This is a genomic window from Olleya sediminilitoris (genome assembly GCF_016785945.1).
Lineage (GTDB): Bacteria > Bacteroidota > Bacteroidia > Flavobacteriales > Flavobacteriaceae > Olleya > Olleya sediminilitoris.
This window is the reverse complement of the sequence record NZ_JAEMEF010000004.1, coordinates 170,562-188,782: the sequence shown is the minus strand read 5'-3', so window position 1 is coordinate 188,782 and position 18,221 is coordinate 170,562. Positions and strand designations below refer to the sequence as shown.

17 protein-coding genes are annotated in these 18,221 nt (G+C 30.6%); 6 read left to right on the top strand and 11 right to left on the bottom strand.

All coding sequences use genetic code 11. The features are described 5' to 3' along the window. Window positions 1–2 precede the first annotated feature (2 nt). Together JAO71_RS06615 and JAO71_RS06610 are read left to right on the top strand one after the other, a co-directional pair. Window positions 3–266 (top strand): DUF202 domain-containing protein, encoded by a 264-nt coding sequence (locus JAO71_RS06615; RefSeq protein WP_116823079.1) that lies wholly within the window; start codon window positions 3–5, stop codon window positions 264–266. Window positions 267–308: 42 nt separating this feature from the next. Next, window positions 309–779: a hypothetical protein gene (locus JAO71_RS06610; RefSeq protein WP_202999730.1), complete on the top strand. Its 471-nt coding sequence runs from the start codon at window positions 309–311 to the stop codon at window positions 777–779. A gap of 59 nt (window positions 780–838) precedes the next feature. On the opposite strand, the gene JAO71_RS06605 is transcribed toward JAO71_RS06610, so the two are convergent. The 3 genes from JAO71_RS06605 to holA form a co-directional block, all read right to left on the bottom strand. Next, window positions 839–1,399 carry a type 1 glutamine amidotransferase domain-containing protein gene (locus JAO71_RS06605; RefSeq protein WP_116823080.1) on the bottom strand — a complete coding sequence of 187 codons (561 nt, stop codon included), beginning with the start codon at window positions 1,397–1,399 and terminating at the stop codon, window positions 839–841. A 165-nt stretch (window positions 1,400–1,564) separates the two neighbouring features. Next, entirely contained in the window at window positions 1,565–1,930 is a 366-nt protein-coding gene (locus JAO71_RS06600) for a cupin domain-containing protein (RefSeq protein ID WP_202999729.1), read from the bottom strand. Between the two features lie 36 nt (window positions 1,931–1,966). Beyond that, window positions 1,967–2,971, bottom strand: coding sequence for a DNA polymerase III subunit delta (gene holA / locus JAO71_RS06595; RefSeq protein WP_028291157.1), 1,005 nt, complete (start codon window positions 2,969–2,971; stop codon window positions 1,967–1,969). A gap of 26 nt (window positions 2,972–2,997) precedes the next feature. Between holA and JAO71_RS06590 the strand changes: the two genes are divergently transcribed. The 3 genes from JAO71_RS06590 (at window position 2,998) to JAO71_RS06580 (ending at window position 5,378) form a co-directional block, all read left to right on the top strand. After that, entirely contained in the window at window positions 2,998–3,444 is a 447-nt protein-coding gene (locus tag JAO71_RS06590; protein WP_028291158.1) for a type I restriction enzyme HsdR N-terminal domain-containing protein, read from the top strand. Beyond that, window positions 3,441–4,427: a glycosyltransferase family 2 protein gene (locus tag JAO71_RS06585; protein ID WP_202999728.1), complete on the top strand. Its 987-nt coding sequence runs from the start codon at window positions 3,441–3,443 to the stop codon at window positions 4,425–4,427. The genes JAO71_RS06590 and JAO71_RS06585 overlap by 4 nt, the downstream gene beginning before the upstream one ends. A gap of 93 nt (window positions 4,428–4,520) precedes the next feature. After that, entirely contained in the window at window positions 4,521–5,378 is an 858-nt protein-coding gene (locus JAO71_RS06580) for an OmpA/MotB family protein (protein WP_028291160.1), read from the top strand. 75 nt (window positions 5,379–5,453) lie between these two features. Here JAO71_RS06580 and JAO71_RS06575 read toward each other — a convergent pair whose 3' ends face one another. From JAO71_RS06575 to JAO71_RS06565, 3 genes are all read right to left on the bottom strand, one after another. Beyond that, the gene (locus JAO71_RS06575; RefSeq protein WP_202999727.1) at window positions 5,454–6,074 is read right to left on the bottom strand and encodes an L-threonylcarbamoyladenylate synthase; all 621 of its coding nucleotides are present in this window, start codon (window positions 6,072–6,074) and stop codon (window positions 5,454–5,456) included. A gap of 17 nt (window positions 6,075–6,091) precedes the next feature. After that, window positions 6,092–8,431, bottom strand: a complete 2,340-nt coding sequence (locus JAO71_RS06570; protein WP_202999720.1) for an ATP-dependent helicase — start codon at window positions 8,429–8,431, stop codon at window positions 6,092–6,094. Window positions 8,432–8,510: 79 nt separating this feature from the next. Next, window positions 8,511–10,082, bottom strand: a complete 1,572-nt coding sequence (locus JAO71_RS06565; RefSeq protein WP_202999718.1) for an AsmA family protein — start codon at window positions 10,080–10,082, stop codon at window positions 8,511–8,513. 179 nt (window positions 10,083–10,261) lie between these two features. On the opposite strand from JAO71_RS06565, the gene JAO71_RS06560 reads away from it, so the two are divergent. Further along, window positions 10,262–11,815 (top strand): FMN-binding glutamate synthase family protein, encoded by a 1,554-nt coding sequence (locus JAO71_RS06560; RefSeq protein WP_202999716.1) that lies wholly within the window; start codon window positions 10,262–10,264, stop codon window positions 11,813–11,815. Window positions 11,816–11,879: 64 nt separating this feature from the next. On the opposite strand, the gene JAO71_RS06555 is transcribed toward JAO71_RS06560, so the two are convergent. The 5 genes from JAO71_RS06555 to JAO71_RS06535 all read right to left on the bottom strand — a co-directional run bounded on the left by JAO71_RS06555 (window position 11,880) and on the right by JAO71_RS06535 (window position 18,218). Further along, window positions 11,880–13,637 (bottom strand): carboxypeptidase regulatory-like domain-containing protein, encoded by a 1,758-nt coding sequence (locus JAO71_RS06555; protein ID WP_202999714.1) that lies wholly within the window; start codon window positions 13,635–13,637, stop codon window positions 11,880–11,882. Between the two features lie 84 nt (window positions 13,638–13,721). Continuing rightward, window positions 13,722–14,462: a LytR/AlgR family response regulator transcription factor gene (locus tag JAO71_RS06550; protein ID WP_202999712.1), complete on the bottom strand. Its 741-nt coding sequence runs from the start codon at window positions 14,460–14,462 to the stop codon at window positions 13,722–13,724. Next, entirely contained in the window at window positions 14,462–17,314 is a 2,853-nt protein-coding gene (locus JAO71_RS06545; protein ID WP_202999710.1) for a sensor histidine kinase, read from the bottom strand. The genes JAO71_RS06550 and JAO71_RS06545 overlap by 1 nt, the downstream gene beginning before the upstream one ends. 43 nt (window positions 17,315–17,357) lie before the next feature. Continuing rightward, window positions 17,358–17,915: a hypothetical protein gene (locus JAO71_RS06540; protein ID WP_028291167.1), complete on the bottom strand. Its 558-nt coding sequence runs from the start codon at window positions 17,913–17,915 to the stop codon at window positions 17,358–17,360. Next, window positions 17,916–18,218 (bottom strand): hypothetical protein, encoded by a 303-nt coding sequence (locus JAO71_RS06535; protein ID WP_202999709.1) that lies wholly within the window; start codon window positions 18,216–18,218, stop codon window positions 17,916–17,918. It lies immediately after the preceding gene. Window positions 18,219–18,221: the final 3 nt, after the last annotated feature.

Below are 18,221 nucleotides of genomic sequence, written 5' to 3'. Positions count from 1 at the left end.
TAATGAGTAACAATTCAAATCTTACCACAAGAGACTGGCTAGCTATAGAGCGAACTAAACTTGCTAACGAACGTACTTTTTTAGCTTACTTCAGAACATTTTTAGTTATTTTAGGAACAGGAATAACTATTTTAAAATTAGATCTTCTAGCAGACTTAAAAACCTATGGAATAATTCTTATTGGTATTGCTCCTGCAATATTGCTAATCGGAATCCTAAGATTATTTACAGTAAAACGCACGATCAAAAAACATTATAAAGTTTAAATTTGATATTGATTCCGTCAAGCGGAAAAAATAATAACATAAATGAAAGCAGTATCTGTAGTTACAATACGTAAGGAATTAAAACATAAATCTAACGAAGAATTAGCACAACTTTGCCTTAGACTATCTAGGTTTAAAAAAGAAAACAAAGAACTATTAACCTATTTGTTATTTGAAGCAGATAGCGAAGCTGGTTATATAGATACTGTTAAAGTTGAAATTGACGAACAGTTTGAATTGATTAATACAGACAGCTTTTTTTACATAAAAAAAAGTGTTCGAAAAATTTTAAGAAACACAAAGAAATATATCAGATACTCGCTTAATAAAGAAACTGAAGTTGAACTACTACTCTATTTTTGTAAGAAGCTTAAAGCAATGAAACCTTCCATATCTAGAAACACTACCTTGACCAATATTTATGATAGAAATATTGAAGCCATCACTAAAAAAGTTTTAGCGCTTCATGAAGACTTACAATACGATTATACTACTGAGTTAGAAGACATGTAATTATAACAAAAAAAAGCCAACATAAAGTTGGCTTTTTTTATTATGAAAAATCAAAAAATCTATGCAGTTTGCATTTCGTGCTTACCTTCATAAACTTCTTCAATTAATTTTTTATTAAAGGCTGGCAAATCATTTGGATTACGACTAGTAACTAAACCTTCATCTACAACAACTTCACTATCTTCCCACATGGCTCCAGCATTTACTAAGTCTCTTTTAATAGAGTTAAACGATGTTACTTTACGTCCTTGTAACACTCCTGCTTCTGCTAATAACCAAGGTGCATGACAGATTGCTGCTACTGGTTTTTTATTTTCAAAAAAAGATTTAATTAATCTAATAGCGTTATCATTTCGTCTTAATATATCTGGATTAATGACTCCTCCAGGTAATACTAATGCATTATAATCACTTTGTGATACTTGGTCTATGGTTTTATCAACGTCATATTCTGTACTCCAGTTTCCGTCGTTCCAGGATTTAATTTTCCCTGATTGTTCAGAGACAATATGTACGTCTGCTCCTGCTTCTTTTAAAGCATTCATTGGTTCTTTTAATTCACTTTCTTCAAATCCATTTGTTGCTAAAATTGCAACTTTCTTTCTCTCTAAGTTTTCCATTTTCTTTTTTTTGGTTTTTGTTGTTAATAATTCGATTCACATCTAAATTACTACAAACATTGACCATACAAGAATCTAACACGCTGTTTAACTTGGATTTAATAGGAAATGTTAACACTTATAATGGTAGTGTTAAAAGTACTAGCGATACGTTAAAAGATTTAACTATTTAGGTTCTATAATTAAAAAAACAGCAGTACTGTCTCCAACATTTAGAACTTCATGCTCTGTTAATACATCTTTAGACCAAGTAACTCCTGTTGGTACAGGCACTACTCTTTCTCCTTTTTGATCTATCATTTTAAAAGTACTTCCTGCTAAAGTGTATCCAAAATGTGGTTTATGAAAATGTTTTTGGTGGCCAACATTTGGTGGAAATGTACATTTTAGGATACGTTGTTTTTTAGTTTCATTTAAAACCTCACACACTTTTTTTCCGTTCCAACCTGCTTCTAATGGATCTGGTAAAACTTGAGTGGTTTTACAAGACATTAATATTGTTAATACTAAAAAATAGGTTGTTAATTTCATGATATCAATTTTACTACTATATAAGACAAGGCCAAATTAGCTCATGATTTTAAAAAGCATTTCTTTTAACAAGTCACCTTGTGGCACAGCATTACTGTCTACACCTTTACTTTTACCATCAAACTCTCTTAAAATAGCTATAACTTGACTGACTTTACGCATTGGATATTGTCTTGCTGCTTCTAAATATTCGTTTACAAAATAAGGGTTTACGCGTAATGCAGAAGCTACAGCACGTGGATTACGATCTGTCATTCCGTGAAGTTGTAACAATTGAGAAAAAAAACTAAACAGTAAAGACACAGTTAACACCATAGGATTGGCTTTAGGGTTTTCGGCAAAATAATTAATTATTTTAAACGCTTGAGCTGTATTTTTTGCACCAATAGCTTTACGTAACTCAAAGTTGTTATAATCTTTACTTATTCCAATATTCTGCTCAATATGATCTGGAGTAATCTGTGTGTCTTTTGGTAAAACTATTTGAAGTTTTTCTAACTCGTTACTTAATTTACTTAAATCAGTCCCTAAAAACTCAACTAACATTTGTGAGGCTTTAGGAGTAATAGAATACCCTTTAGGTGAAAGTACACGTCTTATCCAATCAGGAACCTGATTTTCGTATAACTTTTTACTTTCATAAACATATCCCGATTTTTTTATTTCTTTATAAACCGCTTTTCGTTTATCAACTTTTTTGTATTTGTAACAAATAACCAAAACAGTTGTAGGTTGCGGATTTTTAGCATAACTAGCTAATTGGTCAATGGTTCTGGCTAAATCTTGAGCTTCTTTAACAATAACCACTTGACGCTCTGCCATCATAGGAAAACGCTTAGCATTACTTACAATATCATCCACAGTAATGTCCCGACCATATAAAACCATTTGGTTAAAGCCACGCTCCTCCTCTGTTAAAACAGTGTCTTCAATAAAATCAGAAATTTTATCAATATAATAAGCCTCTTCACCCATTAATAAATAAATAGGTTTTAGTTGCTTATTTTTTATATCAGTTACTAGCTTTTTGACTTCGTCCATTAAAAAAAAATCACCAATTTTGTGTAGTGCAAAAATTAAATTTCCCTACATATTCGTTTCGATTCAAAAATAGCGAAAATAAAGTTTCTATTTTTGATGTTATTCGTAAAAAATTTGTGATTCTACAACCTGAAGAATGGGTTAGGCAACACTGTGTGCATTATTTAATTGAAGTAAAAAAATATCCTATCTCTTTAATTAATGTAGAAAAAGAGCTTAAAGTCAATGATTTAAAAAAACGCTATGATATTGTAGTTTTTAATACAGACGGAAGCATCCATTTAATTGTGGAGTGTAAAGCACCAAAAATTATAATTAAACAAGATACTTTTGACCAAATAGCACGTTATAACTTAGTACTTAACGCAACCTACTTAATGGTTACCAACGGTATAAATCACTATTATTGTAACATGGATTTTGATGCAGAACAGTATCATTTTTTAAAAGACATCCCAGAATATACAAAATGAAAATAGCAGTTGTAATATTAAATTGGAACGGAATTAAATTGTTAGAACAATTTTTACCTTCTGTAGTCAAATACTCAAAAGAAGCTGTTATATATGTCGCAGACAATGCCTCTACGGATGACTCTGTAGCATATGTAAAAGCTAATTTTCCTGATATCAAAATAATCCAAAACACAACAAATGGTGGTTACGCAAAAGGGTACAATGATGCTTTAAAACATGTTAAAGAAGATATTTATTGTTTATTAAATAGTGACATTGAAGTTACTCCTAATTGGTTAACACCTATTATTAATACGTTTAAAAACGAATCTGAAACAGCAATCATCCAACCTAAAATTTTAGATTTTAAAGACAAAACTAAATTTGAATACGCTGGTGCTGCAGGAGGTTATATTGATAAATATGGATATCCATACTGTAGAGGTCGAATTTTTAATACCATTGAAGACCATCACAACCAATACCCAAACACTACTATTTTTTGGGCTTCAGGAGCTTGTTTTTTTATAAGAAAATCAACGTTTGAAGCATTAAAAGGCTTTGATCAATCGTTTTTTGCACATATGGAAGAAATAGATTTGTGTTGGAGAGCTTTTAACAAAAACTACACAACTAAGTATGTAGGTGAGTCATTAGTGTATCACGTTGGAGGTGCAACCTTAGATGTATCTCATCCAAAAAAAACCTATTTAAATTTTAGAAATAGTCTATTTACCCTTACCAAAAATGCTGAAGGTAATTTGTTTATTTTAGTCTTAACAAGATTAATTTTAGATGGTATTGCTGCCTTAAAATTTTTAACCGAATGGAAACCTAAACATATCTTTGCCATACTAAAAGCACATTTTAGTTATTACAAACACTTAGGTGCACTTTTAAGCTGGCGAAAAAATAACACACAGAAAGCAAAATATTTTAATCAGAAATCCGTTGTATGGTCTTACTTTATTAGTAAGAAACAAAAGTTTAGTCAATTTTAAATCTTTTAGTAAAAATTTTGTTAAACCTAATTTTAACATTTTAATTATTTATACATTTGATACTGTATAAATTTAATTTATCATTTAAATATTATGAAAAGAATCCTATTACTAAGTGCAAGTGCACTTTTATTATTAAGCTCTTGTGTATCTAAAAAAGAATTTGCTGCATTAGAAGCAAAACAAAAAGAAACACAGGATTTATTAAACACAGCAACTGTAAAACTAAACTCTTGTTTAGCTGACGAAGCTGCATCTGCAGCACGATTAAAAGAGCTTCAAGCACGTTTAGCAGATATGAAAGCTAACAATCAAGCTTTAATAGAAAGCAGTAAAGACATGACTGTTTTAACTACAAAAGGAGCTGCTAATCTTGAAAAATCTTTAGAAAGTTTAAAAGAAAAAGATTTAAAAATATCAAGATTACAAGATGCTTTAACTAAAAAAGACAGCGTTACTTTAGCTTTAGTAACTAGTCTTAAAAAAGAAGTTGGTTTAAATGATGAAGATATAGAGATTAACGTTGAAAAAAGCGTTGTATTTATCTCGTTATCAGATAAATTACTATTTAAAAGTGGTAGTTACAACATCACTACTAGAGCCAACGAAATTTTAGCTAAGGTTGCTACTGTAATTAACAGTAAACCAAACTTTGAAGCAATGGTTGAAGGTCACACAGACAACGTACCATACAACAGAGGTGGTGTTTTAGTGGACAACTGGGACTTAAGTGTTAAACGTAGTACTGCTATTGTTAGAGCGTTACAAGACTTAGGTGTTAAACCTCAACAATTAATTGCAGCTGGACGTGGTGATCACTTACCATTAGTAGCTAATGACTCTCCTACAAACAGAGCTATTAACAGAAGAACTAAGATTTACATCTTACCAAAAATTGATCAGTTTTATGAAATGATTGAAACTGAAATGAAAGCGTTATCAAAAGAATAATTTAATAACGTTTTACAACTTAAAAAGCTCAACCAAATGGTTGAGCTTTTTTTATATGTAAATAATAAAATGAATTTAGAAAATCTCTAAACTTCCTTTTCCTTCTCTTATAATTTCTGGTTCATCACCTGATAAATCTATAATTGTCGAGGCTAGATTATCTCCATAACCTCCATCGATTACTAGGTCTACTAGATTGTCCCACTTTTCTAATATTAACTCAGGATCTGTAGTATACTCTAAAATAGTATCTTCATCTCTAATAGACGTTGATATAATTGGATTACCTAATGCTTTAACTATATCCAATGCGATAGCGTTATCAGGTACACGTATACCGACTTCTTTTTTCTTTTTAAAAGCTGCTGGTAATGTTTTAGAACCTGGTAAAATAAATGTGTAAGGTCCAGGTAAAGCACGTTTTAAAATTTTAAAAGTGCTACTATCAATTTGTTTAACATAATCTGAAAGGTTGCTTAAGTCATGACATATAAACGAAAAATTAGCCTTCTCTAATTTAACCCCTTTAATTCTAGCAATACGTTCTAATGCTTTTGTATTAGTAATATCACAACCTAAACCATAAACCGTATCTGTAGGATAAATAATAAGACCTCCTTTTTTTAGGACGTCTACTACTTTTTTAATTTCCTTTGGATTTGGGTTTTCTTCGTAAATTCTGATAAAATCTGCCATAACGTGAGTGTATAAATCTATCCTATAAGCTGTAATTTTGCAAAACGTAATAATAGTTTCTTTTTACCTCCAAACTCAAAATCAATTTCGGCTTTTACGTCACTACCTTTTCCTTCAATTTTTAATACTTCACCTCTACCAAATTTGAGGTGTTTTACTCTGTTTCCTTCAGCAAGCTCTCCTCCAAATGAGTTTGCATCTTCATGAGGAATCACCTCTGATGCTTTTTTTAATTTTTTTGGTGCACTGATTTCGAAGTTTACTGGTTCTTTCTTTTTGGCCACTTTCTTTTGTAATTTAGGTTGTACTGCTTTTTTAAATCTAATTTTGTTTGGTGGTGTATCTCCAAAAATATCTGCCGATAACATTGGATTAATACGCCTTTCTTCAATTGGAGTAATAATATCTAAAAACTGATCGTCAATTTCTTCAATAAAACGACTAGGTTCAGAATCTACTAATTTTCCCCAACGGTATCTTGATAATGCATAGGTTAAATATGCTTTTTTCTCTGCTCTTGTTAGTGCTACATAAAATAAACGACGTTCTTCTTCTAGTTCACTACGTGTATTCATACTCATAGCACTAGGAAATAAATCTTCCTCTAAACCAACAACAAATACATGACTAAACTCTAATCCTTTAGAAGAGTGAATGGTCATTAATGCGACGTGGTCAGGATCTCCTTTATCTCCATCTAAATCTGTTGCTAATGCTACATCTTCTAGGAATTCGGCTAAATTGTCGTTAGAGTCTGCTATTTCTAGCTGTCCTTCAACAAAATCTTTAATACCATTTAAAAGTTCTTCAACGTTTTCAAGTCTTAAAATACCTTCTGGTGTTCCGTCTTTATTAAATTCTTTAATTAAACCACTAGTTTTGGTAACGTGCTCTGCTAAATCAAAAGCATTAGCGGTTTGATTCATGACTTGGTAACTCTCAATAAGCGTTACAAAATCTTTTAATTTGTTTTTGGTTCCGTTATTAATATTAATATCTACGCTATCAATATCTTTTAAAAGGCTATAAATGGTTTTACCAGAGCTATTTGCTGCTACAATCAATCTATCTATTGTAGTTTGTCCAATACCACGAGCTGGATAATTTATAACACGTTTTAAAGCTTCTTCATCAGAAGAATTAAGTATTAAACGCAAGTAAGCGATAACGTCTTTAATTTCTTTACGTTGGTAAAACGATGTACCTCCATAAATACGATACGGAATATCACGTTTTCTTAACGCGTCCTCCATTGCACGAGATTGTGAATTGGTACGATACAAAATAGCAAAATCACTATTAGGTACGTGATCATTCATTTTAGTTTCCCAAATGGTACTGGCTACAAAACGTCCTTCGTCACCATCTGTTAAACTACGATGTACTTGCACTTTTGGTCCCTCATCATTGGCTGTCCAAACTACTTTTTCAAGTTTAGTTTGGTTATGCTCTATTACTGAGTTGGCTGCACCAACTATATTTTTTGTTGAACGGTAATTTTGCTCTAAACGATACATTTTTACATCGTCATAATCCTTCTGGAAATTAAGGATGTTACTAATATTTGCACCTCTAAAGGCATAAATACTTTGCGCATCATCACCTACTACACATATGTTTTGAAAACGGTCTGCTAAAGCACGTACTATTAAATATTGACTGTGGTTGGTATCTTGGTACTCATCCACCAAAATGTATCTAAACTTATCTTGATATTGTGCTAAAACTTGAGGAAAACGTGTTAACAGCTCATTGGTACGTAACAGTAAATCGTCAAAATCCATTGCTCCTGCTTTAAAACAGCGATCCACATAAGTTTTATAAATTTCACCCATTTTTGGACGTCTAGCCATTACGTCTGCTTCCATAAGCTCTGGATTACTAAAATATGCCTTAACGGTTATCAAGCTGTTTTTGTAAGATGAAATCCTGCTGTATACTTGTTTTGTTTTATACAAATCTTTATCCAAGCCCATTTCTCTTATGATAGATCCCATTAATTTTTGAGAATCTTGGGTATCATAAATAGTGAAATTACTTGGGTAACCTAAATGATGACCTTCAAAACGAAGGATTTTAGCAAAAACGGAGTGAAAGGTTCCCATCCAAAGGTTTTTAGCTTCGCTAGCACCAACTATTTCGGCAATCCTTCCTTTCATTTCTTTAGCTGCCTTATTGGTAAAGGTTAATGCTAAAATATTAAAAGAATCCACACCTTGATTCATTAAATAGGCAATCCTATAGGTAAGCACACGTGTTTTACCAGATCCTGCACCTGCGATAATAATCATAGGTCCATCTTTTTGAACTGTAGGCGCGTATTGTGCTTCGTTTAACTGACTTAGATACTTTTCCAAATGGCTTGTTTTTTAAAGGTTACAAAAATAAGTAATGTAACCGTTTTAACACCTTGTATTTATTAATAATTATAAACAATTAGTTTTCTTTTGTACCATCTCCTGCCATAGCAGAGATTAAGCCTGATTGTGTGTTTTTCCAAATAAAGTTAAAAACGGATTTTGTGTTATCTCTTGTAACTTGCTTAGTGTCACTCTTCCTGAAGTTATCACTCTGACCCTTACTGTCTTTAGACACATAAAGGTTTATAATGCCAGATAAGAGTTTGTTTTTTTCGTTTCCATTCTCTTTTAAAATTATAATATCAAATTGATTATATTTTGTTTTTAAATCTACATTTGATGTGACTGCATTACCATCAATTGTAAACAATGTTTGTTTTAGGTCTCCTTCTAATTTTAAATTTAAGTTAGGTGTCATAAATTGATTCAAAGCTTCGGCTTTAAGATTACCTATATCTGCTTTAAATGTAAAATGGTCTTGTAAATTATTAACATTAAAGGACCAGTTGACTTGCAACGGAGTGTTTTCCATGAAAATGCAATCTATATTTATTGTTGTTTGACTATCATGATAAGTATTACTAACATTTATCAATTTTGCATTAAAGTTTTTAAAATCTAAAGTACCTGCTTGCGTGTCTTTTTTAACTTTTTCTTGGTAGGTTATAGATCCATTAATAATTTGAATTGCTTTTAAGTCCAACTGAATATCTAAGTCCCTTAACATTTTACTGTACATAGCTTTGTTAGTTAAGTCATCTGCTACTAATTTATCTCTAAAAATGGTTAGGTTTAAGTCTGATATTGTCATGTTTTTACTAGAAAATGCTAGCAGCTTTGCGCCTTTAAAATCAAAATCTTGATTTTCTATTTTTATCTTAGGTATATGTAAATCAAAATGATCACGTTCGGTTTGCAGTTGATTGGATAAATTTTCTTTTGAGAGTTTTGTTTTCAGTTTTAAATCTGAAATCGCTGTTGTGTTATTATCAAATATTAATTCATTAAAAGAAAGTGTTTCAAAATTGTTAACCTGATACTCTAAATCAATAATTTTTAATGCTACATTTTTAAATTGAAAAGGGGGTTTGGTATTACTTGTCTGCTTTCCATTAAATATAAAATCTGATAGACTAAAATTAAGGTTTTTAGTTTTTAGTAATACTGAATCTTTTTCTAAATCGAAGACCTCAATTTTTGCGTTTTTTATTTTAAAATCATCTACAGTAACCTTTTGTTTAATATCATCAAACATAGCTTGGCTACCTTTAGATGTACTAGCTAACGGATTATGATAGTATGTTACTTCAGGTTGATTAGCAATAATACTTGAAACATTTATCGTTTTATTTACCATGTAATCCCAATAACTAAATCCCTTTAAAGACATTTTTTTGGACTGTACAAACCCATTAGATTGACCAGTCGTTTGCCCTTTTAAATTAACTTTAAACCCATCAAAAACAACATCTCCTGATAATAATCCAATTGAAAGGTCTTCATATTTTAACTCTATTTGTTCTGGCAAATTGGAAAGGTATTGTTCTAATTTATTTTTAATGATTGCTTTAGTAATAAAAAACAATAACACTATCAATGTTAAAATTATTGATATGATAACGATGCGTTTTTTCTTTTTCTGTTCCATACTTATAAAGATAACCCTTAGATTGTCAGGGACAACTTTTTAAAAATATCTTAACATTAATAGCTAAAAGCAGAATTTAGACCACTTCCCTTTTTTATTTAAAACCGTTATTTATAAATTAAATAGTTACTGTTATTACACAGATTGCTTATTTTTGAGAAAAACCTTTACATAAATATATGGAGACTATTTTAAACGTTTTGTCATCAATATCTTGGTGGCTTTGGATTGTGATTGCTTTAGTAATAATTGCTATTAGAGACATTTTACAGAAAAAACATACTATAAGTCATAACTTTCCTGTTGTTGGACATTTTAGATATATGCTAGAAAAAATTGGTCCTGAATTAAGACAATATTTAGTTGCAAACAACAGAGAAGAATTACCGTTTAATAGAATTGAACGTGGTTGGATTTATGCTTCTGCTAAAAAAGAAAATAACTACGAAGGTTTTGGAACTGATAGAGATATTTTTGCGCATCAACACATTTTTATTAATAATGCCATGATGCCTTACAAGGTTGAAGACCATCATCCACATGCTAAAGACAAAAGCTTTTTACCTTGTGCTAAAGTTATGGGTGAATATAATAAACGTCGTAAACCCTACAGACCTGCTTCTGTTATTAATGTGTCTGCCATGAGTTTTGGCTCGCTTTCTGCGAAAGCAGTAGAATCTTTAAACAAAGGAGTAAAAATAGCAGATGCTTACCACAATACTGGTGAAGGTGGATTGTCTCCTTATCACAGTAATGGTGGAGATGTTGTATTTCATTTTGGTACAGGTTACTTTGGAGTACGTGCTGAGGATGGAGGATTTTCTATGGAAAAAATGATAAAATTAGTGGAAGACAATCCTTTTGTAAGAGCTATTGAAGTAAAATTATCTCAAGGTGCAAAACCAGGAAAAGGTGGTGTGTTACCAGGTGCAAAAATAACACCTCAAATAGCAAAAATAAGAGGTGTTGAAGTTGGTAAAGATGTCCTATCTCCTCCTAACCACAAAGCGTTTAGCAATGTCCCAGAACTAATAGATTTTATTGAACGTATTGCAGATGCTACTGGCTTACCTGTTGGGATTAAAGCTGCTATTGGTAAATTAGAACAATGGGAAGAACTTGCAGACATTATGAAAGCGACCGGTAAAGGTCCAGATTTTATTACTGTTGATGGTGGTGAAGGTGGTACAGGTGCTGCTCCTCCAAGTTTTGCTGACCATGTCTCTTTACCTTGGGTATATGGTTTTGGTGATTTATACAAATTGTTTCAGAGTAAAGGGTTAAGCGAGCGTATTGTTTTTATAGGAAGTGGTAAATTAGGCTTTCCCGCTAAAGCTGCTATGGCTTTTGCAATGGGAGCAGATTGTATAAATGTTGCTAGAGAAGCTATGATGAGTATTGGTTGTATCCAGGCACAAGTCTGTCATAACAACACTTGCCCAAGTGGTGTTGCTACACAAAGTAAATGGTTACAACGTGGTATTGATGTCCCATTAAAATCTGAACGATTAGCACAATATTTTAAGTCTTTTAAAAAGGAATTTTTAGAAATCACTCATGCTGCTGGTTATGAACATCCTTGTCAATTTACAATGAATGATATTGAAGTTAATGTTGATGACCACAACTTATCAAAAGAATTAAGTAACACTTACCAATACCATAAAACACATGTCCCTTTTGAAGGCATACAAAGTTTAAAAGATTGTAACCATTTAGGTGGTGTGAAATAGAGTTATAAAAAAAGAGGTTTCAAATATTTGAAACCTCTTTTTTTTATAAAATTAAATACTAATATTACATATCTCTTAATACATGTATTGATGCTGAAAGGTTTCTTAAAATACCATCATTATCTGTAAATGTACCTGATATATTCATATCAATATAATCATTAACTGCTCCATAATTACTTAATGTAAACTGTAATGTATTGGGCTGTCCAAAATCCATATTTATTCCAGTTTCAACATAAAATGCTTGTGACCCAGAACTAGTATATGTACCTAGTGTTGTCGTGTTACCATATACAACAAAACTACCTGTTGAGTTTTGCGTACTTATATACATAGACGTCCCATTATCACCTTCTTGCGCTGTTAAATTTAACAAGTAATAATCTACTGGATCATTATCAATTTGTACTGATATATATTCTGTAACTGTATCACAAGCTATTATATTTCCGACATTTGGAGTAGTAAAATTAAATGGTAAAGGTGTAGTCGTTTGAAATGTATCATAATTAACACCTTCTAAAGTAAATTCTGTAATTGAAGCACATTCTATCATATTTAAAGTAAAACTACCATTTACAACTTCTACTGAAGCGTATTCTTGACCATAATGTACTGTTACATATCCATTTGTTACAGGTTGACTTGAACAATCTACTAAGTTTCCTGTTACAGCAGAATAGTTAACAGAAGACATTACAACATCTCCATAATTAGTATCTGAATTAAATGGTCCAATGGTTGTATTATATACTTCAATTCCACATTGATCAATTGCTTTTAGAGTCAACGTTTCATTTGCTGGAATAAGTCCGCATATTTCTCCATTTCCGTTAGAAAAACCAATTCTAGGGTACGTTTGACCACTTCTCCATAATTCTACTTTAACATTGGATAATGGTATATTAGAAGCATCAACAACTGTCATACATAAATCAACTGTTGGAAATTGCGCATCACAATTCCACCAAGAAAAATGTGAAACTTCTCCAATATACTTACCTGAAACTAAAGTTGCTTCTCCATCTTCAACCCAATATCCATTTACCTCATCAAAATGCCATAATGGAATTACTGAAGGCGCAACACCAGATTGAGCTGGATCCATTGGCATTTCAATAGTTGCTATATGTCCATCTGCAATATTTAATTTTTGACCAGAATCCCCTTTTAATTCAACATTTAACATTCCGTAAGATTCTAACACACGCTCATCACCATCTTGATTTACTGCTTGTAAACTTCCTGGCATTAATATATTATTATCTGGATTTGCTGGATCTAAGTGATACATGTAAACATCCACATTTCCAGAATAAGCATTTCCGTTTTGATCTTTAAAACTTCCGTCAAAACCTACTTTTGTTCCGTTAGGTAAACTAACTTCACTAGTTACACCTGAAGTTACTGTACCTGCTAAGTTTTCAGTAATCATCATAATGTTAATCATGTTTGTACCTTGTGTAGGCACTACAGATCGCATTCCGTTTAAAAAACCTGGTTTTTCAGCTAAAATAAAGGCTTGTCGTTGCTTAACTTGAACATCAGATATTTTAAACATTCCGTTATTATCAGTAGTTGCTGTTTTATTTCCTATTGTAATAGAAACATTATCTAATGGAACTGAAGATTGATCGACTATACGACCCATAAAATCTCTTTGGATGTTAGAGCCTAAATCTAATTGACTGGAGGTTGGGTTGTTTTCTGGAGTCTCTGGTATATCAACAGACTCGTTTGGGTTACACGATGTTAATAACATACCTAACGTAACCATTAGGCTAAGTATAAATTTAAAATGTTGGTTTAAAGTTTTCATAATGTATTGTTTTAATTATTGATTTATTATTAATTCAACTTTATATACACTATGACTAAATTTTGTTACCCTATTTTTTTAAAATTATTTAAATAATTCTAAAAAAGCCTTTTTATTAGCTCTAGATATAGGAATCCGTTGGTTATCATCAAGAATTAAATAACCTTCATTTTCAAAATGTCTAACTTTTTCAAGATTAATTATGTGAGATTTATGACATTTGAAAAACTTATTACATAACAGTTTTTCAAAACGCCCTAAATTGTAACTACTTATAATTGTTTTTTTTGTTGATAAATGAATTTTAGTATACCCATCATAACCTTCTAAATGCATTACCTCTGCCTGAGGTATAAAAGACATGCCTTTTGCAGTTGGAACAATAATTTTATTGCTATTAGAAATAGTTTGAGTTAATAGATTAACTAATTTATGCTTATTAGCTAGATCAGATTTGGTTTTTATAACATCTAAAGCTTTATTAACCGCTATTTTAAGATCATCATTATCTATTGGCTTTAATACGTAGTCAATAGCGTTTTGCTTAAAAGCTTCAATTGCGTACTCACTGTAAGCAGTTACAAATATGACCTGAAAATTAATGTCTTTTAATTGAGATAACACTTCAAATCCGTTTAATCTTGGCATTTCTATATCTAAAAACACTAAATCAGGTTGGTTATTTTTTAACGCTGTAATCGCTTCTTCTGGTTGTTGAAATGTATTTTGAATAACAACTTCTGGAAATAATTTACCTAGTTTTTGCTCTAACCCTTTAAGGTTTGAGATTTCGTCATCAATTAAAATAGCGTTTACTGTATCCATTAGTTGTTTTTTGATATTAAAAAAGTAGACACGTTACCTTTGTCTTCATGATTTGGATGTAATGCTTTAACCGAATAAGTTACATTCCATTGACCACTTTTATTTAAAAATCGTAATCTATCATGTAATACATTTGAAGATTTTATTTTACGATTTGTCTTTTTTATAGTATTAACAAAGCCTACACCATCGTCTATAATTTCAATTTTAATAGCATGATTTTTAGCTTCGTTAATATTAATAGTCACTTTCCCTTTTTCAACCTTATTAAATATACCATGATTTATTGCGTTTTCAACTATTGGCTGAAGTAACATGGTTGGCAAATTAACTTGATTTACTTTAATAGTTTCAGATATATTGATTTGATAATCAAACTTATCTTTGAATCTCAATTTCTCAATATCTAGATAATTAGTAATTAATCCGACTTCTTCCTTCAGACTAATATCTGTTTCTTTTGACAATTCAAAAAACTGACGAATTAACTTTGAAAACTTTACCAAATAAGCTTCTGATGCTTCAATCTGATTGTTATTGATATAATATTGTATGGCTGATAGAGAGTTAAATACAAAATGAGGGTTCATTTGAGAGCGTAAAGCCTTTAATTGTATTTCGGATAACTTTTTATCTTGTATTAACTTATTATTTTTTTTCTCTTGAGACTTTTTACTAAGCTTCCAAACAGATAAAATTATTATAGTTATTGACAAAAGAGTAAGCAATATTTTAACCCAAAGTAGTTGCCACCACAATGGTAATATTGTAAATTTTAGTTGCTTTTTAATGCTTCCAGATTTTACATAAAACACATAGTCATCTGGTTGTAAATTATTAAAATTAAATACATTAGTATTAGAGGACACCCATTGTTTTTGGGATGGTTGCAACTTAAATTGATAGGTTAAGTTTGTATTATTGTCAGAAAAATCTATGTTATCAACTGTTATATTAATACTATTATTTTTTGAGTATTTAAATGCTGATTTTTTTTGATTAATCGCCTTAGAATTATAAGTCGCATTAGCGATATAAACATCCAATAATTGCGGAACATTTTTTTGGTTTTTTGGTAAAATTGCTATTCCGTTATTAGTTCCCAAAATTAAATTATTTTGATCAACATATAGCCTTTTAATATGGTTTGTAGGTAAGCCATCACTAACTGTAAATCGTTTTTCGTATTGGTAATTATCCTTTACTTTTTTAAACTTTAAAACGCCTGTATTTGTTGCTAACCATATTATATTATCCGCTATAAAAGCGTCTTCAACAATTAAATAATCGGTTAACGCTAAAGGTTGTATGATTTTTAAATCCGATAGATAGGCACCAAACCCATCTGTATTAATCAGCAACTTATTATTATCTACTAATTTGATGTTTAAAATAGGCTTATCAAATACAATATTACTGAATATTACAGGTTTTAAAGTATCATTAACGACTTCCTTTAAGCCATTATTTGTAGCTATTAGCAAGCGGTTTTTAAAGCTAATCAAATCGTTTACTCCACGTTGTTTAAACTCTTTTTCTATTTTTAAAGAACTTGCATTTATCCTGTTAATACCAAAAGAAAAATTACTATAAATTTTATGATTATGACAAACAAATTTACGTCCTACTTCATTTGCTAATAAATCATTGGATTGTAAGTCATCAACTTTTACAATTGTTTTCTTACCCTTTTTTTCTTTAATTAAAGTATTTCTAAAGGCATAAAAATTAATATTATTTAATTTTAAATGACTTGCTCCATAAACATAGTCGTTGTCACTTATTAATTCATGAAATATACCATCCTTAAACTTATAAAATCCTTTTTGATAGACACCTACTACTAAGCTTGAATCAATACAATTAAAACTTTGAATTTTATGGTTCAGTAAATGGTATTTAGCCTTTTGTTTTACGTAAGGTAATTTATAAATACCGTTATTAAATGTCGCTAACCATATTGTATTTAGCTTGTCTATAAAACCAAAATGAGCGTCTATATTTTTAGGAAAAAAATATGGGTCAACAATCTCTAAATCTTGATTTAATTTTGCGACAAATCCACTACCAGAAACCTGAACTTGATTATCCACAACATTAACCCTAAGATTATCTACTGTATTTAAACCTATAGCTTGTTTTAAATCCACATGTTTTAAATGATGGGTGTTTAAATTTAAAATGAAATAACTTTTTTGGTTTGTCCAAAAAAACAAACTATCATTTAATTGTCCCCTTGTTCCTGTTGTACCATAAATACCTGTTGTTGTAATTGTATTTATCTTTTGCTCTTGTTTATTGTACAGCTTTAATTGTCCAGACCTGTTAAGTACTATACTTGAAACCAAGCCATGTTTTATAGTAATCCTCTCGTTAGACTGAGTTTTATATGTTGAATTTAATAAAGCGACCCATTTATTATTTTGTAATGAAAATATTTTATGAGGCTCTGTTGGGTAAACAGAATCTCCTACTTGAGAAGAGTAAATAGGGTTTATTATTTGATTTTTAGCTTGATTTGAAAATGAAACTACTGTATCATTTTGAATATATCCTAATTTAGGTGTTTTTGATAAATACCAAACTTTTCCATCAGGTGTTGGCAAGGCATCCCAAACATCATTAATAGGCAACCCATTTTTTGTAGTAAAGGTTTTAAATGTTTTACCATTATACCTGGCCATACCTTTATCTGTTAAAAACCACATAAAACCTTTAGCATCTTGTACTATAGTATATACATGATTACTTGGCAAACCGTCTTTAGTACTATAATTAAGAAACTGTTGTGCAAACGAAAAACTCCATATCAAAACGAAATATATTGTGATATGGAGTTTTTTGTAATTCAATAGTATGATTTTAGTTGCTATACAAATGTAATGGAATTAAAATTTAAAAATCTTGATTTGCATCTCTTTGAACTCTGCATTCTCCTGAAATACTGTGCGAAACATTATTATCGTCTGTATAACTACCAACAAAAGTAAACTCTAAATAATCACCTACCGCATTTGGAATTGCTGATGTTACGGTTGCTATAATTGGGTGTGCATTAAAATCTGAAGACAATAAAAACAAATTTGTCGAAGTGGTTTCACCAAAATAAAACTTTTCGGTTGGTGTGTTATCTAATGCAACTCCCCAATTATAAACCGTGTTTGGCATGAATGCGCCAGAGCTATCAAACGAAAAATTAATACCTACGCGTCTTAAATCTCCACTAGGCTGTTGTCCAGATGCATTAATTTCAAATCTATCAATTATAGTAGACGTATCAGTTTCTAGATGTCCTTCAACCTGATAATCAAAAATACGCTCTACGCCATCTATAGTATATTTAAAATACTCGTTAGTATTTCCTGTCGTTGTAGATCCATCATCATCGTCACTACAGTTAAAAACTGTAATACTGATTGTTAATAGCAGTATTACTTTTATAATTGTTTTCATTTATTTATTATTTGAGTTATAATATTCTAATGCTTCTGAAAATTTAAATCCAAAAAAAGCATCTTTTCCTTCATAAAAAATCACTTTGACTCCATCTACAAAATCATTTAAAAAAATAATCTCATGAAAATCGTTTTCAGATAATTTTCTGTCATTAATTAAATAGTAGGTTACTATTTCTGTTTTTTCAGCTTCTGTTAACTGTGTTGTTTGGGCTGTTGTTTCGGTTTTTACTGTATTGTCTTTGCAATTAAAAGATAATAAACCAAGACCAAAAACTATATATTTAAGATATATTTTCATTTT